The sequence below is a fragment of the Stutzerimonas nosocomialis genome (assembly GCF_005876855.1).
GTDB lineage: Bacteria > Pseudomonadota > Gammaproteobacteria > Pseudomonadales > Pseudomonadaceae > Stutzerimonas > Stutzerimonas nosocomialis.
In genome coordinates this window covers 68,564-90,368 of the sequence record NZ_QLAE01000018.1, presented here as the reverse complement: position 1 = coordinate 90,368, position 21,805 = coordinate 68,564, and the positions used below count along the sequence as shown (strand labels likewise).

At 67.3% G+C, this 21,805-nt stretch carries 18 protein-coding genes; 10 read left to right on the top strand and 8 right to left on the bottom strand.

Annotation, left to right across the window (positions count from 1 at the left end; all coding sequences use genetic code 11):
* Nucleotides 1–920: 920 nt before the first annotated feature.
* Nucleotides 921–3,050 carry a TonB-dependent siderophore receptor gene (locus DN824_RS12865; protein ID WP_138408803.1) on the bottom strand — a complete coding sequence of 710 codons (2,130 nt, stop codon included), beginning with the start codon at nt 3,048–3,050 and terminating at the stop codon, nt 921–923.
* 366 nt (nt 3,051–3,416) lie between these two features.
* Here DN824_RS12865 and DN824_RS12860 point away from each other — a divergent pair, with 366 nt between their 5' ends.
* Nucleotides 3,417–5,417: a peptidase U32 family protein gene (locus tag DN824_RS12860; protein ID WP_138408802.1), complete on the top strand. Its 2,001-nt coding sequence runs from the start codon at nt 3,417–3,419 to the stop codon at nt 5,415–5,417.
* A 69-nt stretch (nt 5,418–5,486) separates the two neighbouring features.
* On the opposite strand, the gene DN824_RS22575 is transcribed toward DN824_RS12860, so the two are convergent.
* From DN824_RS22575 to DN824_RS12840, 6 genes are all read right to left on the bottom strand, one after another.
* Nucleotides 5,487–5,654, bottom strand: coding sequence for a hypothetical protein (locus DN824_RS22575; RefSeq protein ID WP_174236511.1), 168 nt, complete (start codon nt 5,652–5,654; stop codon nt 5,487–5,489).
* A gap of 3 nt (nt 5,655–5,657) precedes the next feature.
* On the bottom strand, nt 5,658–5,813 hold the full coding sequence (locus tag DN824_RS22570; RefSeq protein WP_174236510.1) for a hypothetical protein: 156 nt from the start codon (nt 5,811–5,813) through the stop codon (nt 5,658–5,660).
* A 151-nt stretch (nt 5,814–5,964) separates the two neighbouring features.
* Nucleotides 5,965–6,696 (bottom strand): DUF6683 family protein, encoded by a 732-nt coding sequence (locus DN824_RS12855; RefSeq protein ID WP_138408801.1) that lies wholly within the window; start codon nt 6,694–6,696, stop codon nt 5,965–5,967.
* Between the two features lie 235 nt (nt 6,697–6,931).
* Nucleotides 6,932–8,122, bottom strand: a complete 1,191-nt coding sequence (locus tag DN824_RS12850; protein WP_138408800.1) for a sugar transporter — start codon at nt 8,120–8,122, stop codon at nt 6,932–6,934.
* Between the two features lie 501 nt (nt 8,123–8,623).
* The gene (locus DN824_RS12845; protein ID WP_138408799.1) at nt 8,624–9,361 is read right to left on the bottom strand and encodes a DUF72 domain-containing protein; all 738 of its coding nucleotides are present in this window, start codon (nt 9,359–9,361) and stop codon (nt 8,624–8,626) included.
* A 5-nt stretch (nt 9,362–9,366) separates the two neighbouring features.
* Nucleotides 9,367–10,140 (bottom strand): hypothetical protein, encoded by a 774-nt coding sequence (locus DN824_RS12840; protein WP_138408798.1) that lies wholly within the window; start codon nt 10,138–10,140, stop codon nt 9,367–9,369.
* A gap of 278 nt (nt 10,141–10,418) precedes the next feature.
* Here DN824_RS12840 and DN824_RS12835 point away from each other — a divergent pair, with 278 nt between their 5' ends.
* From DN824_RS12835 to DN824_RS12805, 7 genes are all read left to right on the top strand, one after another.
* The gene (locus DN824_RS12835; RefSeq protein WP_158295383.1) at nt 10,419–11,759 is read left to right on the top strand and encodes an arylsulfotransferase family protein; all 1,341 of its coding nucleotides are present in this window, start codon (nt 10,419–10,421) and stop codon (nt 11,757–11,759) included.
* Between the two features lie 5 nt (nt 11,760–11,764).
* Nucleotides 11,765–12,109: a hypothetical protein gene (locus tag DN824_RS22620; RefSeq protein ID WP_138408796.1), complete on the top strand. Its 345-nt coding sequence runs from the start codon at nt 11,765–11,767 to the stop codon at nt 12,107–12,109.
* Nucleotides 12,110–12,193: 84 nt separating this feature from the next.
* Nucleotides 12,194–12,910, top strand: coding sequence for a hypothetical protein (locus tag DN824_RS12825; RefSeq protein WP_138408795.1), 717 nt, complete (start codon nt 12,194–12,196; stop codon nt 12,908–12,910).
* Nucleotides 12,907–14,061 (top strand): sulfotransferase family protein, encoded by a 1,155-nt coding sequence (locus tag DN824_RS12820; protein ID WP_206666165.1) that lies wholly within the window; start codon nt 12,907–12,909, stop codon nt 14,059–14,061. The genes DN824_RS12825 and DN824_RS12820 overlap by 4 nt, the downstream gene beginning before the upstream one ends.
* Before the next feature lie 23 nt (nt 14,062–14,084).
* Entirely contained in the window at nt 14,085–15,788 is a 1,704-nt protein-coding gene (gene cysC / locus DN824_RS12815; protein WP_138408794.1) for an adenylyl-sulfate kinase, read from the top strand.
* A 142-nt stretch (nt 15,789–15,930) separates the two neighbouring features.
* Nucleotides 15,931–18,360 carry a helicase-related protein gene (locus DN824_RS12810; protein ID WP_138408793.1) on the top strand — a complete coding sequence of 810 codons (2,430 nt, stop codon included), beginning with the start codon at nt 15,931–15,933 and terminating at the stop codon, nt 18,358–18,360.
* Between the two features lie 147 nt (nt 18,361–18,507).
* Entirely contained in the window at nt 18,508–19,104 is a 597-nt protein-coding gene (locus DN824_RS12805) for a hypothetical protein (protein ID WP_138408792.1), read from the top strand.
* Nucleotides 19,105–19,159: 55 nt separating this feature from the next.
* On the opposite strand, the gene DN824_RS12800 is transcribed toward DN824_RS12805, so the two are convergent.
* Nucleotides 19,160–19,603, bottom strand: coding sequence for a hypothetical protein (locus tag DN824_RS12800; protein ID WP_138408791.1), 444 nt, complete (start codon nt 19,601–19,603; stop codon nt 19,160–19,162).
* Nucleotides 19,604–19,871: 268 nt separating this feature from the next.
* Between DN824_RS12800 and DN824_RS12795 the strand changes: the two genes are divergently transcribed.
* Together DN824_RS12795 and DN824_RS12790 are read left to right on the top strand one after the other, a co-directional pair.
* A complete protein-coding gene (locus tag DN824_RS12795) occupies nt 19,872–20,342 on the top strand; it encodes a MarR family winged helix-turn-helix transcriptional regulator (RefSeq protein WP_138408790.1) in 471 nt (156 codons plus the stop codon).
* A complete protein-coding gene (locus DN824_RS12790) occupies nt 20,311–21,801 on the top strand; it encodes an efflux transporter outer membrane subunit (RefSeq protein WP_138408789.1) in 1,491 nt (496 codons plus the stop codon). The genes DN824_RS12795 and DN824_RS12790 overlap by 32 nt, the downstream gene beginning before the upstream one ends.
* Nucleotides 21,802–21,805 lie beyond the last annotated feature (4 nt).

Below are 21,805 nucleotides of genomic sequence, written 5' to 3'. Positions count from 1 at the left end.
GGCCTCTACAACGTCGCCGACAAGGAAGTCTCGAACGAGGACTATGAAGTGGTACTGGACGGACGCCGGGTAGTCGTGGGCATGAGCATCGACTTCTGACCACAGGCGCCACGCAGGTGCGGCGAGTCATGATCTGGCCAGCCGCACCCTCTCCTTTCGAATCTGCGGTACCACGTGACATTACCTATCCGTTCCCACGTCCCCGCGTGGGAATGTCCCCAACGCTCCGGCGTCCCCGCCAAGAAAGAGTCATCGCGCCTTCCCAGAGAAGGCGGCCTTGATTGTCAGAAGAGATACGCCGAGTCCCGGAAGTCCGTAGGCCATGCGTCCGATCGTCTTGATGGGGTCGTTCGCGCCCTCCAGGACAGGGGTGTGCCTGGGGAAGGCACGCTGTGAGGATTGTATGAACCGAACACGCGGTGCCGCCGCGCGGGTTTCACCCGCCCTACAGGGCTTACCCCGGGTATCGGCGCTGCGAACCCAGGGCGGTTGCAACCCGCAAGCCTGTTGAGCAGCCACGCCCTGCCCGGACATCACCGCAAACATAGGCCCTCCGGTGACGCAGCGTTTCGGAACGGCCACGCCGTCTCGCCGACGTTCGTGGTTCATCGAGCCGCTACGGGCGCACTGCCGATGCGACGCAAGCACGACAGGCAGAAATCAAGCTCGGTCATGGAGACAGCCACACTGCCCCATCGCCGCGAAGCGGTGACCCGGCAACCATCACGGTTGGGAGAGGTTCGCTGCGGCTGCAGCCGCGCGCGGGAGTCGAGGCGTTATCAAGGATTGCGCACGGCGCGTGCGTAGAGACGGGCCTGGCCGATCACTCGTTTGCGTGATCGGCCAGAAGCCTCACAGGACGGCCCTCGCACCGCCGCCCAGCTCGCAGACGCGGGCAGCGGGTCCTGGGCCAGAGGGTATTACCAGCTGTAGCTCAGCTTGGCCGTGATCTCGCGGCCGGGGTTGTAGTAATCCGCGGTGCCGGAGCCGACCACGTGCTGCTCGTCCAGCAGGTTGCTGACGTTGACGGCAAGGTCGGTGCCTCGGGCGATCTGGTAGTTGAAGGCGGCGTCGAACAGCGTGGTGGCATCGCTCTTGGCGCTGTTGACGGCATCGAAGTAATAGGCGCCGATGTAACGGGCACCCAGGCCGACGCTCATGTCCGTGCCCGGCAGGCTGTAGTAGGTCCACAAGGACGCCGAATGCTTGGGCGCCGCGTCGAACTCGTTACCCTTGATCGAGGTTCCCCCGAAGACCGTGCCGCGGATGACTTCCGTTTCCATGTAGGAATAGCCGCCGACCAGGCTCAGGTTGGCGGTCAGCTCGGCCTTGGCTTCCAGATCGAGGCCGCGCACCTGGGACTCGCCAATGGTCTCACGCACGATGGCGCCAGTGCCGGGCTGCACCACGGCGATGGTGACGTCTTCCTGAGTCAGGTCATACACGGCGGCGGAAAACAGCGCATTCATGCCGGACGGCGAATACTTCACGCCAAGCTCGTACTGCTTGCCGCGCTCCGGGGTGACGCCGATCTGCGGCGGCGCGACGGATTCGACCATGCTGACGTAGGTGGAAATCTCGTCGGTGACCCTGTAGGTCAGTGCACCGCGCAGGGAGGTTTCCGAGAAGTTGTCCGAGGATCGGGTCGCGGTGATGTCGGTGCTGGACAGGTCCATGGAATCGTTGCGCACACCCGCGGTGACGATGAAGCGCTCGTAGAAGGACAGGTTCTGCTGCAGGAACAGGGACTTGGTGGTGTAGTCCTGCTTGTTGCGGCTGTAGACGTTCAGACCGGTCGGCGCACCGCTGAACACCGGATTGGCCAGGTCGATCGGGCTCGCATTCCCGTAGATGGAGGTGTCTTCGGTCGAGGCATCGCGGTATTCCACGCCCACCAGGGTGCTGCTGTCGATGTTCTCGAAGCGGGCATCGTATTGCAGGATCAGGTTGCCGATCAGCTCCTCGGCTTCGCTGTCGGTGCCGAAGTAGTCACGGCCCACCGTGGTGCCAGCCCGCGCGGGGGTGTCGTTGATGTAGATGTAGCCGAAGTCGTCGGTCAGCTCGCTGTAGCGCAGGTTGCCGCGCAGCACGAAGCCATTGTCGAAGTCGTGGGTGACGAACCCGGTGACACCGGTGCGCTCGACGTCGTGGTAGTTGAAGCCGGGCTCGCCAAAGAAATCGCTGCGGTCGTATTCCCTGTCCAGCGGGTAACCGCCGCTGTTCGGCGTGCTGTCACGCTTGAGGTAGTCCAGCAGCACGGTGGCCGAGGTGAAGGCCGTCGGCGCCCAGGTCAGGCCGCCCATCACGAACCGGTCGTCGTCCTGGGAGTGGTCGTACTCGCGGTCGCTGTTCTGGATCTTGCCGGTGAAGCGGTAGGCCAGCGTCTGGTCTTCGTTCAGCGAATCCCCGACGTCGATGCCGGTTTCGACATGATCGAAGGAGCCGTAGGTCACGTAGCCCTGGCCGAACCGCTCGAAACGCGGCTTCTTGCTCACGAAGTTCACCGAGCCGCCCGGGTCCGCCGGGCCGAACAGCGTGGAGTTGGCGCCCCGCAGCACCTCGACCCGCTCGTAGGCGAAGGGCTCTTCGCGGACGCCGCGCATCGAGCCCAGGGTCAGGCCGTCGCGGTAGGTGGTGGCCTGAAAGCCGCGGATCTTGAAGTAGTCGTTGCGGTCGTCGGTACCGTAGTAGTCGGTAATGACGCCCGGCGTGTACTGCAGCACCTCTTCGGTGGTGCTGGCGCTGCGCTGCGCGATTTCCTTCTCGGTAACCACGGAAACCGAAGCGGGTGTATCGAGAATGCTGGTCGGTACCTTGCCACCGACCCAGAGCTCCTGAGCCACCACGGTGCTCGAGTCGTCACCCGCGGAGGCGTTGGCATTGACGATCAGGGGTGCGAGGCGAAACGGCTCCTGCCCTTCCGCGCGGCGCGACTCCTGCGCGCTGGCGCTCAGGGGAGCCGCGACCAGCGGCGCGCAGCACAGGAAAGCGGTGGTGGTCAGTCGCCAAGGTGTCCGTGCCTTATCAAGCCCGGCGGTGTTGCCAGTCATATTGCGATCCTCGATGTGGGGGGTCAGCCGCGTGCCTTGTTTTTTGTAACCAAAGGTCAGGCGTTCGCGGACGAGCGATAATAATCAATCGCTAATGAGATTCGTAATCATTTTAATCAGCAATCGTTAGAAGCTCGGAGAGAATCACGCCCGCGCTTGCCGGGACCCTGTCCTGGGATGCGAAAGCGATTGGCGGACAGGCGCACTCCGCACGGCCGCTTGCGCGGAAAAGAGACGCAACGGCCCGGCAACCGGCCCCCTGGTCAGACGGGAGCCGCTCGGCCGGCCCACATGTCCAGTGGCCAATCCCAAACCGCCCGCGAGCCATTACAATGCGCGACTTTCGAACACACCCGGTCCGCGCCCATGTCCCTACCCCAGCACCATCTCGAACTGCTCTCCCCCGCGCGGGATGCGTCCATCGCGCGCGAGGCCATCCTGCATGGCGCCGATGCGGTGTACATCGGCGGGCCGAGTTTCGGCGCGCGGCACAACGCCGAGAACAGCGTCGCGGACATCGCCGAACTGGTGAAATTCGCCCACCTGTTCCACGCGCGGGTGTTCGTCACCCTCAACACCATCCTCCATGACGACGAGCTGGAAGCGGCGCGCGCGCTGATCTGGCAGCTGTACGAGATCGGCGTCGATGCGCTGATCGTGCAGGACATGGGCGTGATGGAAATGGACATCCCGCCGATCGAGCTGCACGCCAGCACCCAGACCGACATCCGCACCCTGGAGCGCGCGAGGTTCCTGTCCAAGGCCGGCTTCTCGCAGCTGGTGCTGGCACGCGAGCTGAACCTGCGCGAGATCCGCGCGATCGCCGATGAGGTGGACTCGGCCATCGAGTTCTTCATCCACGGCGCCCTGTGCGTGGCGTTTTCCGGCCAGTGCAACATTTCCCACGCGCAGACCGGCCGCAGCGCCAACCGCGGCGACTGCTCCCAGGCGTGCCGCCTGCCCTACACGCTCAAGGACGACCAGGGCCGCGTGGTGGCCTTCGACAAGCACCTGCTGTCGATGAAGGACAACAACCAGAGCGCCAACCTGCGGGCGCTGGTCGATGCCGGCGTGCGCTCGTTCAAGATAGAGGGCCGCTACAAGGATGTGAGCTACGTGAAGAACATCACCGCTTACTACCGCCAGCGCCTCGACGAGATCCTCGAGGACCGCACCGACCTGGTCCGCGCCTCCAGCGGTCGCACCGAGCACTTCTTCGTGCCGGACCCGGACAAGACCTTCCACCGCGGCAGCACCGACTACTTCGTCACCGACCGCAAGATCGACATCGGCGCCTTCGATTCGCCGACCTTCACCGGCCTTGCCGTGGGTGAAGTGCTCAAGGTCGGCAAGCACGACCTCACCGTCCAGACCCGCGAGCCGCTGTCCAACGGCGACGGGCTGAACGTGCTGGTCAAGCGTGAGGTGGTGGGTTTCCGCGCCAGCGTGGTCGAGCCGCTGGAGCAGTTCGACGAGGACGGCCAGTCGTTCTGGCGGTACCGCGTCGAGCCCAACGAGATGCCCGCCGCGCTGCGCCAGCTGCGGCCGAACCATCCGCTGAACCGCAACCTGGACCACAACTGGCAGCAGGCGCTGCTCAAGACTTCGGCCGAACGCCGCATCGGCGTGCGCTGGCTGGCCCGGCTGCGGGCGGACGACCTGGAGCTGCACGTCACCAGCGAAGAAGGCGCCTATGCCACGGTCTCGCTGGCCGGGCCCTTCGGTGAAGCGAAGAAGCCCGAGCAGGTGCCCGGCCAGATCGCCGACCTGCTGAGCCAGCTGGGTACCACGATCTACCACGCCGAGGAGGTCGAGGTGGACGCGCCCCAGGCGTTCTTCATCCCCAACTCGCAGCTCAAGGCCCTGCGCCGCGAAGCCGTCGAGGCGCTGACCGTCGCCCGCGAAGCCATCCGCCCGCTGGGCGGCCGCAAGGCGGTCAGCGTGCCGCCACCGGTCTACCCCGAGTCGCACCTGACCTTCCTGGCCAATGTCTACAACGAGAAGGCCCGCGCCTTCTACCAGCGCTACGGCGTGGAGCTGATCGACGCGGCCTACGAGGCCCACGAGGAAACCGGCGAAGTGCCGGTGATGATCACCAAGCACTGCCTGCGCTTCTCCTTCAACCTGTGCCCGAAACAGGCCAAGGGCGTCACCGGCGTACGCACCAAGGTCGCGCCGATGCAGCTGGTGCACGGCGACGAGGTACTGACCCTGAAGTTCGACTGCAAACCCTGCGAGATGCACGTGATCGGCAAGATCAAGGGCAACATCCTCAACCTGCCGCAACCGGGCAGCACGGCCAGCGTGGTCGGATACATCACCCCGGACGACCTGATGAAGACCATCCGCAACAAGCCCCACGCCTGAGCCGTCAGGCGCGCACGAAAAAAAGCCCAGCAAGTGCTGGGCTTTTTCATGGGCCAGGTGCGCCGGATCTCACCCCAGCGGGCTTTCGTCGATGTTCTTTTGCCGCTCCATCTGCTCGCGGCCGGCTTCGTCGATGTTCTCGGGTGCGTTTTCCACGTTGGGGCCTTCACCGTATTCGTCGTAATCGGTGGGGGTCTGGCCTTCTTCTTCTACCAGGGGGTCGTCTTTGTCGATCATGGCTCAATTCCTCTGCTCACGCGGCTGGTCGGTTACGCCTTCACCGGCTTCGTCGAAGTCCGGATCTTCTCCGGGCTCGGCTTCTGCGGCGTCGGTCATCGTGATGTCGGGTTCGTCTTCGGTCGGAGGCTGACCGTGCAGCGGCAAGTCTTCGCTCATGGGCAGTCCCTCGGACGCGGCTGTTAAACAGTTGGAGGCTGGCGGTCGGACGACGTTCAGCACGTCGGACGACCGGCATGGGAGACGGACGGCGCGGCGTCCCCGAGCCGGATCGCGGGCGGCGACGGTCGGACCGCCATGCGACCTTCCGTCAGCGAAAGCCCTCTTCGGCCAGGGTCAGGCGCTGGATGTCCAGCCCGGACGACTCGCGGACCAGGGCGGCCACGCGCTGGCGCAGCTGTTCGCGCTGCTCCCGGGTTCTCAGCTCGGGCGCGCCCCGGGCGATGGCGAAGGTCACGCTGCGCAACAGCAGGGGGTCGCTGGTGGCCTGCAGGGCATCGCTGTTGAGCTCGAGCACCGTCGGGTTCTGCAGCAGGCTGGCATGCAACTGGCGACGCACGGCCTCGAACTGCGCCGGGCTCGGCTCGGGCGCGTCGTGGACGATCATCCAGGCCACGATCAGCTCGGTGGCGGCGGTCGCCGACAGGTCGTCGGGGCTGTAGCCATACTGGCCGACCATCTCGCGAAAGGTGGCGACCGCATCGTGGCGGGAGGCGAAGCCTTCGAGCACCTGCGCCAGCAACGGATCGCTGTGGCGAAAGGCTTGCAGCTGAACGCTCTCGGCCCAGTGGGCGACCGCCGGGTTGCGCTGAAAGCGCAGCGTCGTGGCGTGCGGCGTGGCGGTGCGCAGCGAGGCCGATTCGACGCCACCCTGCTGGCTCAGCAGCCGCTGGCGGTCGGTGACGATTCGCATCGCATGGTCGGTGTAGGCCGCAGGCGCGAGGACCAGAGGCACCTGTGCCCAGGCCATGGACGTGGCGCACAGCAGGCCGGTGGCGACGAGGCGCAAGGCGCGTGGCGAGCAGACAGCGAAGGCGTTCATGCGGGGCTCCCATGGATGACTCAGGGATGCCGGACCGTCCGGCGTCGGCCTGCCGATCGCGCGGGGCCACGCCCGGTTGCCAGGCCGGCCCGCTTCCTGCGATCAGCCGCGCGCCTGGCCTGTGGAATCGGCAGACATAAGAGTTATGTAGCCCAGCGTGCGCGCTTTACAACGCCGGCGCCGACAAAGCCGACAGAACGCATGCCGGCCAGGGCATCGCCGTCCGCTGCCGGCGCTACGGCACCGTCGGCCGCAGCGGGCGCGCGAAACGGTAGGTGGTCAGGCAGCAGAGCATCAGCCCGGCGAAGGCCAGCAGCCCGCCGGCGATACCCACGTTCGGCAGGCCGAGGTGGGTGCTCACCAGGCTGCCCAGCAGGGCACCGCCACCGATCCCGATGTTGAAGATGCCGGAGAACAGCGCCATCGCCACGTCGGTCGCGTCGGAGGCCAGCGACAGGACCTTGGACTGCAGGGCCAGGCCGAAGCACATGCTGGCGATACCCCAGACCACCGCCAGCACGCCGAGCGAGGAGGCATCCGTCGCGGCCGGCAGCAGGAGCAGCAGGCACAGCGACAGCACCGCGATGGCGGCGATCACGAAGCCCTTCGGGTAGCGGCCGCTGTAGCGGCTGAACAGGAACGAACCGAGGATGCCCGCGCCGCCGAACAGCAACAGCAGGACCGTGGTCATGTCGCCGCTGATGCCGGCGACGAGCTGGGCGAAGGGTTCGATGTAGGTGTACGCGGTGAAATGGGCGGTAATCACCAGCGCGGTCAACACGTAGACGGCTACCAGCGCCGGACGCTTGAACAGCACCGGCAGGCTGCGCAGCGAACCGGAATTCTGGCTCGGCAGCAGCGGCAGCGCCTTCATCAGGCAGAGCATGGTGACCCCGGCGATGACCGCGATCGCCAGGAAGGTGGTTCGCCACCCCAGCAGCTCGCCCACCACCCGGCCCAGCGGAATGCCGAGCACCATGGCCAGCGCGCTGCCGGTCGCCAGCAGGCCGAGGGCCTGGGCCTGCTTGCCCTGCGGCGCGACCCGGACGGCCAGCGACGCGGTGATCGACCAGAACACCGCGTGGGCCAGGGCGATGCCGACGCGGCTGACCATCAGCATGGTGAAATTCGACGCCAGGCTGGAAACGACATGGCTGGCGATGAACACCAGGAACACGAAGGTGAGCAGCTTGCGCCGCTCGATGTTGCGGGTGAGCAGCATCATCGGCAGCGACATCAGCGCCACCACCCAGGCGTAGATCGTCAGCATCAGCCCGACGTGGGCCGTGGGCATCTCGAAGCTGCGGCCGATGTCCGACAGCAGCGCCACCGGCACGAATTCGGTGGTATTGAAAATGAAGGCGCCAAGGGCCAGTGCGATCACACTGAGCCAGCGTCCGGCGGTGGTATCCGCAACTGTGGTCATCGAGCGAGTCTGAAGGTAGAGCCTGTTCCAATGGCGAGGCCGCGCTCCCGTGGGACACGGGACGCCGAAAGGAACAGCGAAGAAGAAACCCATCCGTTCCATGCACGGCAAGCACCGCTTCCGGCCGTGAAGGGCTGGACGGCGAATACGATGGAGATGGGAGAGCGACCTGAGCGGCGCGGATTCTACGCCTCCATCCCCGCCCCTCACAATCGCGGGCCGGATGCCGGGGCGGACCGTCGACGAGTGGTGCGGAAAGGGCCTGCTGCGCAGGCGTGCTGGTCTGCTTGAAGGGGTTGGTCTTTACGTCTGGGATCAAGAGCTCGCTGGCAAGACCAGGCGTCCCCGACCGTTCCCACAGGATCGTGGGCTCTGTTGATGGCAGGGAGATCGGGTGCTAGGGCGAAAAGCTCGCGGTCAAGACCGCTCCCGGGCGTAGCTCTTCAGATATCCCTGCCGGGGAAGGAGTCATGGTGAAGCTCCACCCCACCATCAGGACGATCACCCCGCCCCGTCGAGCAGTTCCTGCATGAGCAGCGCATCGGCCACCGCCGCGCCGCTGGCGGTGTTGTCGAAGATGCACCAGACCCGCGCCCCGGCCTCGCGCTCGGCCAGCAACTGCCTTGCCAAGGGTCGCAGGCGCTCGGCACCGTAAGCCGAGTAGTACAGGCGTGGCGAGCCGTGCAGACGGTAATAGCGCAGCTGCGGCCAGCCCGCCGGCTGCAACGGCTCGCCGAGCGGAGACGGGTCGGCCGCGACCCGGGCGATGCGCATCTCGTGCAGCAGCGGCTCGGCCTGCCCCCAGCTGACATGGCGCGGTTCCAGCGCGACGTCGCCGGCGAAGCGGTCCCGCAGCGCGGTGAAGAAGCGCTCGGCCACTGGCGCGTCATAGGCCAGCGAAGGCGGCAGCTGCACCAGCAGGCAGCCGAGCCGGTCTCCCAGCGCCGAGCACTGTTCCAAAAAGGCCTCGAGCAGGGCATCGCAGTCGCGCAGGCGCTGCTCGTGGGTGATCTGCTTGGGCACCTTGACCGAGAAGCGGAACCCGGCCGGCACGCTCTGCGCCCACCTGGCGTAGGTGGCCGGCCGATGCGGCCGGTAGAAGGAGGTGTTGATCTCGCAGGCCGGCAGGCGCCCGGCGTAGCGCTCCAGGTGCGTGCCCTCGGCGGGAAAGGCCGGCCACTGCTCGCGAGGCAGGCTCCAGCCGGCGCAACCGAGCCACAGCGCGGAATCCGACGCCATGCCTGTCACTCGCGCCGGGGCCGATCCTGCCCGCTCGCCAGCTTGTCGCCGACATCCGTGACCGCCGCGTTGATCGCCGAAACCGGCACCGCCATCACCGTGCCCCGGGCGTAGAGCGCGCAGAACAGCGTCGAGCACTGGATCAGCCGGTACTCGGACACCGCGCCGGCCATGTCCGCCACCTGAACCGCCGGCGCACGCCTGAACTCGCCCTGCAGGTCACGCGCCGCCTGGCCGGCACCGACCTTCACGAAGGGCACGACGTTCAGCAGGATGATCAGCGCCACCAGCAGCAGCAGCGCGAACAGCGCATAACCGGGCAGGAACAGGTAGAGCGCGCTTCGCACCAGCTCGCGCCACCAGCTCGCCGGCGCATCGCCGGCCTGGGCTCGCCGCGACCGCTCCAGGGCCGGGCGATAGCGGCGCACGAGGTAGTTGAAGGTCCCGAACAGCAGCACCGCGAGCACGAACAGCGCCAGCACCAGGCCGAGGTTGGCCGCCAGCAGCGCGGTCAGCCCGGTGATCCCGGCCGTCGCCGCATGCGCCCAGGCCATCACGGCGGTCATCAGGGTCGCGGCGGTATCCAGCGGAAACATCGAGGGTTCGAGATCGAAATAGCCCAGGTAGCCTTCGTGGTACGCCTTGCCGTGCAGATAGAGAAAGGGGGTCGCCACCGCCAGCAACAGGGGAATCGATACCGCCAGGCCGAAGGTGCGGCGGGGCCGGCCCAGCGGGGCTGGACTCTGCGGCGGGGCGACGTGGGTCATGTCATCGGTCATGTACGGCACCTTGTGATTCGACAGGCTGCGCACCAGCGGTCGCTGGCGCGCCTGTGAGGCAGACAAACCGCGACGCCGTACGTTCAGCGTCTCGTGGGCGCTGGCGCACCAAAGCCTTTCCTGGTCGGGCAGCATCTTGTTACCGATTGCCGTTCGCCGGCCGGATTCGAAGCGAACGCGACGGCATTGACGCAGTCCCAAGGCAGGTTCGGGCTGAGCGCCCGTCCCTCACGCCGCGCATGCGCGCCGCTGTCTTGCACCCCACTGCAGGAGGTCGGATGGATCGATCGGATCGGATCGGATTTACCCTTTTCTTCGTGGCCATCGTGTTCATCGCCTTCGTGGCCGGTGCGTTCGTGGCGCTCTCCAAGACCTTCCCCTACCGCTATTTCAACGACGCCTACAGAGCCGGACACGCGCTGCTCAGCCAGCTGTCGGCCACCGACCTGTACACCGAGACCCACCTGTGGCGCGAGGCGCGACGCGACGACCGCGGCGTGACCCTCCACGAACCGGGCCAGGCCTACGAGGGCGTCACGCTCTACACCTCCGGCGACGGCAGCTACGCCCAGCTGATCGACATGCAGGGCAAGGTGGTGCACCGCTGGGAACTGCCCTACGACCAGATCTGGGACAAGAGCCCCAGCGGCCGCGCGCCGCGCGATGCCGATCGCATCTACTGGGACAAGGCGCGGCTGATGCCCAACGGCGACCTGCTGGTGGTGATCACCGCCGACAACGACACGCCCTGGGGCTATGGGCTGATCCGCATCGACCGCGACTCGAAACTGATCTGGGCCTACCACGGGCCGACCCACCACGACCTGCACCTGACGCCCGACGGGCGCGTCGTGACCCTCACCCACGACCTCAGCGAAGACGACATCCCCGGTCTGCAGGGGCTGGAACGGCCGTGGCTGGACGACTTCCTGGTGGTGCTCGACGGCCAGACCGGCGAGGAGCTGAGCAAGGTGTCGCTGGCCAGGGCGTTCCTCGACTCGCCGTTCGCCGAGCCGGTCTACCAGACGCCCGCCTACGCCGGTTCCGACCCGCTGCACGCCAACAGCGTGCACTACCTGGACGAGACCCTCAGCGCCGCCTTCGCCCCGGCACAGGGGCGTCCGGGCCAGGTGCTGATTTCCTTTCGCAACATCGGCACCGTGGCCCTGGTCGATCCTGAAACCGGCGAGATGACCTGGGCGACGCGCGGCCCGTGGATCGTGCAGCACGATGCGCGGGCGCTGCCCAACGGCAACTTCACGCTGTTCGACAACGCCGCCAATTATCAGGTCGGCAACGCCGCGCGGGTGCTGGAAGTGAACCCTCGCACCCATGCGATTGTCTGGAGCTACGCGGGAAACGATGAACATCCGTTCGACAGCTATGTGCGCAGCTCGGCCCAGACCCTGCCCAACGGCAACCGCCTGATCAATGAATCCGATGGCGGTCGGCTCTTCGAAGTGACGCCCGCAGGCGAGATCGCCTGGGAGTTCATCAACCCGATCCGCGGTGGAGACCAGGACCGTTACATTCCGATCGTCTCGTCAGGACAACGCTTCTCTGTTGGAGAATTCGACAAGGACTTCCGCGCCGTTATCGACAATCCTCAGCAAAGGTGAATGTCATGACCGCTGACACCAAGCGATTCCCCAAGGCCCTGATCACCGGGCTGCTTCTCACCACCCTGCCCCTCGCGGCCCATGCCTACGTCGGCCCCGGTGCCGGACTCGGGCTGCTCGCCGCGCTCTGGGGGCTGCTCGCCGCCGTCGGCGTGGCGGTGATCTACATCGTGATGTGGCCGATCCGGCGCATGCGTCGGCGGCGCAAGGCCGAACAGATGGCCGCCGCCAGTTCCACTTCCCCACTAGCCGAAACGCCGGTGGTCCAGGCCCGCGAGGCCGAGCCGGGCGAGGCGCTGCCGCAAGTGCCCGTCGAGGAAAAAGCCACCGGCACCCACGGCCGCCTCTGATGGCCGGCGCCGGCGTGGTGGTGCACCCCGGCCGCCACGCCGGCCGAAGCCCCTGCCGATCCTGGCCCTGAACACGAGGGACCTATGGGACTACTGAACCTTCCTGCGCCATTGTTCGCCGCCGTCGACGACGCCATGGCCTCGGCACTGCCCGACACCGCGCGGCTGCTGGTCTGGGCCGCGATCGGCGGCGCCGGCACGCTGCTGCTGTACCGTGTGATTTCCCCCCAGGCCTCGATTGGCCGCGCCAAGCGCGAGGCACGCGAGGCCCGCCGGCGGCTCAACGATTTCGATGGCGAGATGAGCGAAGCCGGTCCGCTGATCCGCGCCCAGTTCGGCGCCGCCTTCCGCCATCTGGGCCTGGTCACCCTGCCGACCCTGATCTCCATGCTGCCGCTGCTGGCATTGCTCAGCTGGCTGGACCAGACCTACAGCCACGAATACCCGCGCGCCGACGAGGCACCGGCGATGAACGTCGCGCCGGAGCCCTTCTATGCCGAGTGGTTCGGCGACGGCGAGATACCCATCGTGCGGATCAACCTGCCCGACAGCGACTGGCTGGACATCGAACTCACCGCGCCGATCACCGTGATCGAACAGCGCCACTGGTGGAACTGGCTGCTGGGCAACCCGCTCGGCTACCTGCCCGACGACAACGCCGTGCAGCGCGTCGAGATCGGCCTGCCCGAGCGCTCCTACCTGCCGTTCGGCCCGTCGTGGATGCGCACCTGGCTGGCGCTGTTGCTGCCTTGCATGATGCTCGCCTCGCTGCTCACCTACCGTTGGGCACGCATCGAATGAGCGCGCAGACCCCCAGGAACGAAACAGCCGATCCGGCGTTCGACGTACCGACCTGGATGCACCTGCTCAGCGGCTGGATCCACCGCTACCCGCAGACCTGGATCCGCTTCGGCAATCTGGAAAGCCGCCTGCTGGAAGACACCCTGGTCGACATTCGCATCGACCGGCCGATCTATGTCGCGGGCCTCGCCCGCTCCGGCACCACCATCCTGCTCGAACAGCTGGCCAGCCACCCCGACGTGGCCAGCCACCGCTATGCGGACTTCCCGCCGGTGTTCACGCCCTACTGGTGGAACCGCTGGCTGTCGCTGGTGCCGCAGAAGGAGGAAGCGGCCAAGGAGCGCGCCCACAAGGACGGCATCGCCATCACCTCGCAAAGCCCCGAGGCCTTCGAGGAGATGATCTGGATGGGCTTCTTCCCCGACGCCCACGACCCGGCCCGCAGCTCGGTACTCGGACGCGACGAACGCCATCCGCTGTTCGAGCGTTTCTACGACGACCACCTGCGCAAGCTGCTGGCCATCCGCAAGCGCCAGCGCTACCTCGCCAAAGGCAACTACAACCTCGCCCGGCTGGGCTACCTGCACCGGCTCTACCCCCAGGCGTGCTTCATCCTGGCGATACGCGACCCGGTCTGGCACATCGCCTCGCTGATCAAGCAGCAGGCGCTCTTCACCACCGGCGAAACCCGGGAGCCCCGGGCGCTGGAACACATGCGCCGGGTCGGCCACTACGAATTCGGCCTGGACCGCCGGCCGATGAACCTCGGCAACCCGGCCAGCACCGAGCGGGTCCGGCAGCTCTGGCGCGACGGCCAGGAAGTCGAGGGCTGGGCCCGCTACTGGGCCGATGTCTACCGCCACCTGGCCGACACCCTGGAGGCGGACCCCGCGCTGCGCGAGGCGTGCCTGGTGGTGCGCTACGAAGACCTGTGCGGGACGCCGCGCGAGACCCTCGAACGGGTGCTGGCCCACGGCGAGCTGGCCTTTCCCGCCGAGACGATCGACCAGGCCGCGGCGGGGCTGCATGCGCCGACCTATTACCAACCCGAATTCAGCGCCGAGGAACGGGCGATGATCCAGACCATCACCGGCCCGGTCGCGGCACGATTCGGCTATGGACAGACCGACAGGGTGCAACAGGTCGGCTGACAGCACTGCGCAGGGGAACCCAGATGGCTCGCTCAAACCCGTTACGCCTCGAAGCCGCCAGCGTCCCGCAGCCCTGCCCCGGCCCGTTCCGCCTGCTGGTGCATGGCAGCCCGAACGCGGGCGTCACGCAGCTCCTCGACCGGCTGCGGGGCGATCCGGACGACAGCCGCCAGCGCATGCTCCTGAGCGACGCCGCGCAGCCGGGCCACTGGTTCGCGCAGCTGGCCGATGCGCTGCCGACGGTGCCGGTGGTGGTGGTCGATGCGCCCAGCGGCCTCGACGCGGAGGCGCACCGCCTGGCGCTGGTCGCCTCGCTGCTCGGGGTGCGCCAGCTGGTCCTGGTGGTCAACCGGATGGCGCGCATCGACTGGCGCGAGGACGCCTTCGCCCGCCTGGTACGGCAATACCGCCGCCATTGCGAGCAGATCGGCATCGCCCGGCTGCTGGCCGTGCCGGTGGACGCCGAGACCGGCGACAACCTCCACCGGCGCTCCGCCCGTCTGCCCTGGTACCGCGGCCTGCCCCTGCTCGAACGACTCGAAGACTGCGCGCCGGCCCTTACCGAGCAGCCGCTGCGCCTGCGCGCGCTGCCCTGTGACGCCGCCCACGCGCTGCCCCACTGCGCGCGGCTGCTGGCCGGCACGCCACATCCGGGCGATGAGGTGGTGGTGTTGCCGGGCGCCACGCCGTCGCGGCTGGCCCGCCTGCAATACATCGACTCGCCGGCCGGGCCCTTGCTGCGCTTCGCCCTGGAGCCCGCCCTGCCGGTATCCCCCGGCGACCTGATCGCGACGCCCCAGGCGCGCCCGGAAGTGTCCGACCAGTTCGCCGCCCACCTGCTGTGGCTGGACGAGCAACCGCTGTACCCCGGACGGCGCTACCTGCTGCGCCTGGGCGAGACGCTGGTGGGTGCGCGAGTCACCGAGATCAAGCATCGGCTGCAACCGGACAGCCTCGAACGGCACGCGGCCAAGCGCCTGACCCGCAACGACCTGGCCTTCTGCAATCTGGCCATCGACCGAGCCCTGCCCTTCGATCCGAGCACCGAGCGGCCGGCCACCGGCACCTTCCAGCTGCTCGACCACACCAGCCAGACGACCATCGCCTGCGGCATGGTCGCCTTCGGCCTGCGGCGCGCCGCCAACATCCACCGCCACGCGATGAAGATCGACAAGGCCAGCCGCGCCGCCGGCAATGCCCAGCAGCCATGCGTGCTGTGGTTCACCGGGCTGTCCGGCTCGGGCAAGTCGACGGTCGCCGACCTGGTGGAACAGCGCCTGCAGACGCTGGGCAAGCGCACCATGCTGCTGGACGGCGACAACGTGCGCCACGGCCTGAATCGCGACCTGGGCTTCACCGACGAGGACCGGGTCGAGAACATTCGCCGCGTTGGCGAGGTCGCCAAGCTGATGGTCGAGGCCGGGCTGATCACCCTGGTCAGCTTCATCTCGCCGTTTCGCAGCGAGCGGCAGATGGTGCGCGAGCTGCTGGAGGCCGACGAGTTCGTCGAGATCTTCGTCGACGCGTCGCTGCAAACCTGCGAAGCGCGCGATCCCAAGGGCCTCTACAAGAAGGCACGCGCCGGCCAGTTGCCCAACTTCACCGGGATCGGCAGCCCCTACGAGGCGCCGCCATCGCCCGACCTGCGTCTGCCCGCCGACGAGGAAACCGCCGAGCGGCTCGCCGACCGGGTGATCGACCACCTGCGCCAGCGCGCGATGATCTAGTTCTCTGCCAGGATCGTGAGCCGCCCATCCTGCCGTCACGGTCGGCACTGATAGGATGGCGCCTTCGCAATGTCCAACGTCCATGCCAACCGCTGCCCTCCAGCGGCCGGCTTGCCCGCCACGATCAGAAGAGGCGTCGATCATGCGCAAGGTCGAAGTCAAGCAGCGCTCATCCCTCAAGCAGGAACGACTCCAGCGTTTCCTCGACTGGGCCGGCGAGCGATACCCCGAATTCAATCCGAAGAAGAACCACCAGGAAAAGTGGTTCACCCTCTACGTCGGCTACCAGCCACCGGCCATAGGCCGCGCCGCCAAGGCGTTCTGGCTCGGGCTGGAACCGGCGGCGGTGGACGCCGTCCTGCAGGAGCCGACCGGGCTCATCGGCCGGCTGCTCAACCGGGACGTCAACGCTTTCCAGTGCGCGGTCGATCTGTTCAGCAGCGAGAAAGCCTTCAGCCTGGGTTCGCTGCAAGGCCTGCTGGAGCCCGAATGGGCCTTTCGCATCCCCGACAGCGCCACCCCCGAGGCCTTCGAGGAGAACGCCCGGCTGGCCGTCCAGGGCGTGGTGCGCGAACGGCTGGCCATGCTCGAAGCCCCCTTCGCCCGGCTGACCGAGCAAGAGCGCGCCCAGGTGCTGGCGCGGATACCCGCCGCGTTCGTCCGGCTCGAGGACTTCGCGGCCAGGGCCTTCGACATCCTCAACGAGATCAGGCACGAGCTGCGCTACGTGGTACAGCTGCGCCAGGGCGACCTGTCGCTCGAAGTGCAGCGGCGCATCCCCGGTGGCCAGGACCACCTGCTCAGCGACCAGGAAGTCGAAGCCTGGAAAGCCCGCGACGAGGACGAACTGCGCGCCAAGTTCGACCTGATGCAGAGCGAAGCCCAGGGCTTCGATCTGCACCAGCTCGAACACAAGCGCCTGGTGGAAATCTTCTGGCTCGAGCCGCACAAGCTGCGCCGGGCGATCCGCCGGGAGCGCCAGCAGCACGAGGAAAGGATGGCCTTCGCCGTGCTGCTGGAGAACAACCCGCGCTTCGTCCACTACCACGAGCTCTACCCGGCACGCCGGCTGACCCGCAAGTGGACCGCGCTGCTCGGCCCGACCAACAGCGGCAAGACCTACCGCGCCATCGAAGCGATGACCTCGGTCAAGCACGCCATCTACCTCTCTCCCCTGCGGCTGATGGCGCTGGAGAACCAGGAGCGCATCGAGTCCATGGGCGTGCCCTGCTCGCTGGTCACCGGCGAGGAGGAAATCATCCGCGAAGGCGCCACCCACTTCTGCTGCACGGTCGAGGAGTTCGCCCGCTTTCGCCACCAGCACTGGGACGTGGTGGTGGTCGACGAAGTGCAGCTGCTGGCCGACCCGCAACGCGGCTGGGCCTGGGTCGATGCGCTGGTGAGCGCCTACACGCCGGAGCTGATGATGACCGGCCCGGCGCTGATCGAGCCGTCGCTCAAGACGCTCTGCGAGCTGTGCGAAGACCGTCTGGTGATCCAGCGCACCAAACGGCTCTCCCCGGTCGACGTGGCCCGCCACTCGACCACGCTCAAGCACCTGGAGGAAGGCTCGATGCTGGTGGCCTTCAGCCGCAAGACGGTGCTCGAACTCAAGGGCCTGCTGGAGATGACCGGCAAGAGCGTCGCGGTGGTCTATGGCGCCCTGTCGCCGGAAGTGCGCCGGGAACAGGCACGTCGCTTCCGCGAAGGCGAAGCGCAGATCATGGTCGCCACCGACGCGGTGGGGATGGGCCTGAACCTGCCGGCCCACACGCTGTGCTTCTACACCGACGAGAAGTACGACGGCATCGAGAACCGTCAGCTCAAGGTGCAGGAGGTCAAGCAGATCGGCGGGCGCGCCGGGCGCTTCGGCCATCACGACAACGGCACCATCACCGCCCTCGACCCGAGCGTGCTCAAGACCATCAAGCGGCTGTTCAACAGCCCGGACCTGCCGGTGGACCTTTCGCAGTTCCAGGTGCGCCCGTCCATCGAGCACCTGACCGCCATCGCCGAGCTGATGAACGAGCCCAGCCTGATGCGCGCCTGGCTGACCTTCAACCGCAACATCAACTACGGCGAGGCCTTCGTTTCGGTGCTGCCGGACGAGCTGGCGCAATGGATCGAGCTGATCGACGACCCGGCCATCGACATGTGGCTGCGCTGGGTGTTCGCCTGCACGCCGATCCGCGGCGGCCTGGAAAGCCCCGCCAGCGGCTTCGCCCAGCAGTGGCTCAAACGTGTCGCCGCCGGCCAGGCGGTGGACCTGCCGCGGCTGATCATCAACGCCGACCTGGCCACGCTGGAGAGTTCGCTGCACGTCATCGAGACCTACCTGCACCTGGCCCGGGTACTGCCGGATCGCTTCCCGCAGATCGAAAAAGGCGAGGAACACCGGCGCCTGCTCAACGATGCCATCACCCGTGAACTGTCACGCGAGCGGCGGCCGCGAAGGTCCGACCAGCGACGCCTGTCGGGCGAAAGCAAATCCTGCAAACGCTGCGGCGGCCCGATGCCCCTGCTCGACCGCAAGTTCAACGTCTGCCAGGCCTGCTGGCGCGAGCAGCGCTGATGGCGGCGTCATCTTCGCCAACAATTGGGGTTGAACCATCGCGCCCCGTCTTGCGCCCAATGCTCAGGAGCGCGTGAAACCGGGCCCGCCGGGGCCGCGGTCACGCCATCGAACGCAGCAATGGCTGCCCTGACACCGAGGTGAAAGATGACCCAGATTCTGATTGCCGCATTCGACCGCTACGAACAGGCCGAACAGGTCAAGGCCGAGCTGACGTCCCAGGGCGTGGCCAGCGAGGACATCCAGATTTCCGCGTCGAGCAACCCGGACATGGTGAAGAGCAGCCAGGTCGAGGTCACCCACGACGTCACCAAGCGGGAGGACTCGCTCACCGAGCGCGTCACCCACTTCTTCCACTCGGTCTTCGGCGAGGATTCGGACAAGCACGCCGGCGGTTTTTCCGACGCCATGCGCCGTGGCTCGACCATCGTCACGGTGAGCGTTGCCGACGAGTCGCAGGTCGCGCGGGTCGAAGAGGTGATGAACCGCAACGGCGCCATCGACATCGACGAACAGAGCGATCGGGGGGTGGATGGCGATAGCCGACCGGCCACCGCGAGCACCGCCGCCCTGACCACCGGCTACCCGGACGCCACCTCGGTCAGCGTAGGCACCAGCGAAGTCGAGAACACCCGCGTCTCGGACATCGCCTCGGACGACGCGAACATCCCCGGGCGCTCGGAAAACGAACGCGCATCCGGCCGCGACAACACCGCCGGACGGGTGCGCGTGGTGCCGCGATAGCCGCTGCGGGCAACAAAAAAAGGGGGCCTGAGGCCCCCTTTTTCTGTCTTGTCGCTTACTTGGCGTTGGCGAAGTACGCGCGGGCACGCTGCTGTTCGGCGGCCGTCGGGCGGTAGCTGATCCACTCGTCCTCGGCGTGCTTCTTGTAGCGCACCACGCCTTCCTCGGCGTCGAACTCGTAGAACGGGTACACCTCGCGCAGGTTGTAGAACAGCGCCGGTGCGAAGAACAGGATGTCGGCGACCAGGTAGCCCTTGTTGAACTTCAGCGGAACCAGGCCGTACATCGGTTCGCCATCGGCGCGGGTGGCCTTGAAGCGGTACTGCCCGAAGCTGGTGGTCTTGTAGGTCTTTTCCGCCGGGGCGGCCAGAACGAGCGGCGCGTCCTGGTTGATGGCGACCGACAGCTGCGGATCGGTCGAACGCAGGCTGGTGGTGGCGGTACAGGCGCTGAGGAAGACAGCGCCGAGGGTCACGGCGAAGAACTGCTTGGCTTTCATGATCATTCCGTTTGATTTCGGGGAAAGCGATGGACGACTCGTCCAGCTGTAGCCAGCTCAGCAGGTCCATTGCGGGCGCGGACTATACAGACACGCCCCATCAAGGCAAATAGCCATCATCGCCATTCGACAACGCGTTCTCGCCTTTCGCCCGTCAATCGGCGGCGCCGTTGCTCGCCTGCCCGTCTAAATATTTCAAAATGTTACTAGGCAGCTCGCTGCCCAGGCAGTAATGTGTAACCAATTATTTGCCCAGGCAGGTATCTCCATGCCGCATTTCGACCGCAACAACTACCCCGTCGAACAATCGCTCGGCCATCTCATCGCTCTGATCAATCAGCTCAAGGACCGCATCCTCGAGCGGCATCTGAGCGACCACGAACTCACCGCCGCCCAGTTCAAGGTGGTGCTGTTGATGAGCCGGCGCTTCGCCTCCACGCCTGCCGAACTCTGCCGCGCCCTGAGCCTGGACAGCGGTGCCATGACCCGCATGTTCGACCGCCTGGAAGCCAAGGACCTGTTGCGCCGCGAGCGTTCCAGCACCGATCGGCGCCAGGTGCAGCTGGTCCTCACCGAGCGCGGCCAGGCCCTGGGCGAGCGGGTGCCGGAAATCGCCGCCGATGCCATGAACGAACTCACCGAATGCCTGAGCGCGGCCGAGGTCGGCGAATTCCAGCGGCTTCTGACCAAGATGCTCGGCGCCGCCGATGCGCTGCCGCAACGCCGGGGAGACGCCTGACGTGAACAGTCTTTCCCGCCCGCTGAGTGTGCTGACAGCCGCCCTGTTGCTGGCCGGCTGCGCGTCCTTCGAGGGGCTGCACCGCGAAGGCAGGCTGATCGACCCCGCCTCGCTCGCCTCCGAGCGCAGCCTCGGCGCCTCCCTCACGCCGGCCGCCTGGCCGCGCCAGGACTGGTGGAACCGGCTCGGCGACGCGCAGCTCGACGCCCTTATCCAGGAAGCGCTGCAGTCCAGCCCCGACCTGCAGGTCGCCGATGCCCGAGCTCGCCTGGCCAGCGCGGCGGTACTGGCGGCGGACGCTGCGCGCCAGCCTCGGCTCGATGCCAACGGCGGCGTCACCCGCTCGCGGCTCTCGCGCGTCGACGATCCGCTGGGCCAGGGCGAGCGCTACAGCACCCTGCGCAGCCTGTCACTGGACGCCGGTTACACCTTCGATCTCTGGGGCGGCCAGCGCGCCGCCTGGGAAGCGGCGGTCGGCCAGGCCCAGGCCAGCGAAGTGGATCGCCAGGACGCACGCCTGAGCCTGGCCTCGCAGGTCGCCCGGGCCTACAACGCTCTGGGCCTGGCGTACGCCACCCAGGACATCGCCGAGCAGGATCTCAAACGCAACCGGGACACCCTGCAGATGGCCCGTGGCCGGGTCGATGCCGGGCTCGACAGCGAATACCAGCTGCAACAGACCCAGAGCCTGGAAGCGGCGGCCGAAGCGGCCCTGACCGACGCCAGGCAGCAGGTCGAGAGCGCGCGCATCCGCCTGGCCGTGCTGCTGGGCAAGGGTCCCGATCGCGGCGACTCGCTGCCCCGCCCCCGGTTGATCGCGCCCGAGGCGGTGGACCTGCCCGCGCAGCTGCCGGCCGAGCTGCTCGGCCGGCGCCCGGACCTGGTCGCGGCACGCTGGCGGGTGGAGGCGGCGGACAGGCAGATCGCCGCGAGCAAGGCCAACTTCTACCCCAACCTCAACCTGAGCGCCGCCGCGGGCAGCAAGTCGCTGCTGGGCGATGCGCTGTTCGGTTCGGCGAGTCGCTTCTTCAGCATCGGCCCGGCGCTGTCGCTGCCGATCTTCGACGGCGGCCGCCTGCGCGCCGACCTGGCCGGCCGCGATGCCGACTACGACCTGGCGGTGGCGCAGTACAACCAGATCCTGGTGGGCGCGCTGGGCGACATCGGCGAGCGCATCAGCCGGCTGCGCGCGCTGGAACAGCAGATCGCGCAGCAGCAACGGGCCCGCGACATCGCCGAGCATGCCTACGAACTGGCGCTGGAGCGCTATTCGGACGGCATCGGCAGTTACCTGGACGCCCTGAGCGTGCAACAGCAGCTGCTGCAGGCCGACCGCCAGCTGACGGGCCTGCATGCCGAGCGCGTCGACGACGCCGTCCTGCTGATGCAGGCGCTCGGTGGCGGCTTCCAGCCCTCGACGCCGCTGCCCGCCTCCGCCAATACCCCTGTTCAACGCTGAGTAC